The organism is Pseudonocardia terrae, assembly GCF_021343995.1.
Taxonomy (GTDB): domain Bacteria; phylum Actinomycetota; class Actinomycetes; order Mycobacteriales; family Pseudonocardiaceae; genus Pseudonocardia; species Pseudonocardia terrae.
Window position 1 is genome coordinate 1 of the sequence record NZ_JAJTTE010000139.1, and the last position, 1,743, is coordinate 1,743.

At 73.0% G+C, this 1,743-nt stretch carries 1 protein-coding gene; it reads left to right on the forward strand.

Annotation, left to right across the window (positions count from 1 at the left end):
* The first annotated feature begins 159 nt into the window (after window positions 1-159).
* Window positions 160-1,593, forward strand: a complete 1,434-nt coding sequence (locus LWC33_RS34590) for an IS1380 family transposase (RefSeq protein ID WP_233308926.1) — start codon at window positions 160-162, stop codon at window positions 1,591-1,593.
* Window positions 1,594-1,743 lie beyond the last annotated feature (150 nt).

A 1,743-nucleotide genomic window follows, 5' to 3' on the forward strand; every position in this document is an offset into this window, starting at 1 on the left:
GACCCGTATCCGCGAGTAGTGGGCGCTCGCGGACGGTGAGAGAACGATAGGTGTCCTGCTGACCTGCGATGATCGTGTTTGCGACGACACAGTCATCAAGGTCGAGAGGACACCTATCGGGTGCGAAGAGTACGCAAGCGGCGGGCCCGGTGTGCGCGGGTGCAGGTCGGCGCGCCGGACGAGTCGTTGACCAGGTTCTCCGGGCTGGTCGCGGTGACCGAGCTGGTCGAGCGGCTCGGGGTGATCGACAGGCTCGACGCCGCGGTCGGGCCGATCAAGACCCGGGACCGCGGGTTCACTGCCGGGCAGGTGCTGGTCGGTATGGCGGCGGCACAGTGGTGCGGGGAGGACTTCCTGGTCGGGCTCGATCGGCACCGCGACGATGTCGCGGGGCAGGCGCTGACCCCGGTGCCGGGACTGGCCTCGACCACCGCGGCCGGATTGGCCCGCCGGTTGTCCGAGCGCCAGTGGGCTGCGGTGGAGACCGGGCTCGGCGACATGCACGCGGCCGCTGTGGAGTTGCTCGAGCGCGTCGCACCCGGCCGGGCGCACGCGCTGGCCGAGAGCGTGACGATCGACCTGGACACCACCGATGTCGAGGTCTACGGGCGGGGCAAGCACGGCGTGGCGTTCAACCACCAGGGCCAACGGGTCGGGCGCCCACACGTGGCCACGTGGGCGGAGGCGTCGGTGGTGCTGGCCGCCGACCTCGGGGACGGCCGCGACGACCCGCGCGCCACCAGCGCCGAGCTGCTGGGCCGGGCGCTGGCCGCGTTGCCCACCCCGGCCCGAGCCGGGCGGGTCCGGCTGCGCGCCGACGCCGGCTACTTCGCCGGCCAACTCGCTCGCGCCGCCCTGTTCACCGACGTGGAGTTCGCCATCGGCGCGCGGCGGACCGCCCCGTTGTGGCGGCTCCTCGACGGAGTCCCGGCCGAGGGCTGGACCGAGGCGATCGACATGAGCGCCGCTCAGGTCGCCGTCACCGAGTACTGCCCGGACTGGTGGCCGGCCGGCACCCGACTGGTGATCCGCCGGGTCCGCCTCGACCTCGGCCGCGGCCAGGTCTCGAGCGATCCGCGGGCCCGACGTCGCCGCACCCTGCACCCCCAGCAGCGGGCACTCCCGCTCGACGACCTGGCCGAGATCGCTGAAGCCGAGGGCGTGTTCGCCTACTCGTTCATCGTCACCAACCTTGATGTCTCCACCGGAGAGAACGCCGCGCAGGTCGAGCACTGGTACCGCCACCGCACCCAGGTGGAGAACCTGTTCCGCGACGCCAAACACGGCGCAGGCCTGCGCCACCTGCCCTCCGGGCACCACGCGGTCAACCAGGCCTGGATGTGGGCCGCGCTGCTCGCCGCGACCAGCAGCGGCTGGCTGCACCACCTCACCGCCCACACCCGGCAGGGGCGGCTGGTCGGGCACGGCGTCCGCGGCGGCCAGGCCATGATCGCCACCCTGCGTCGACGGCTGATCGCCGTCCCCGCCCGCCTGGTCCGCCACGCCCGCGCACTCACCCTGCGCCTACCACCCGGCGAGGACCTGCTCGCCGAAGTCCTCGCCCGCCTCCGCAGCCTGCCCGCCCTGTCCTGACCCGGCCGCACCGGCCCCGACCAGCACCGGAACCCGCTCACCCGAGGCGACACTCGGGCCGCCACGCTGCCCAACACCTGATCTGTGACCCGACCAGCACCCAGCCCGGCAAACCCAGATCAACTCAAGGCCTACTCGCGGATTCGGGTC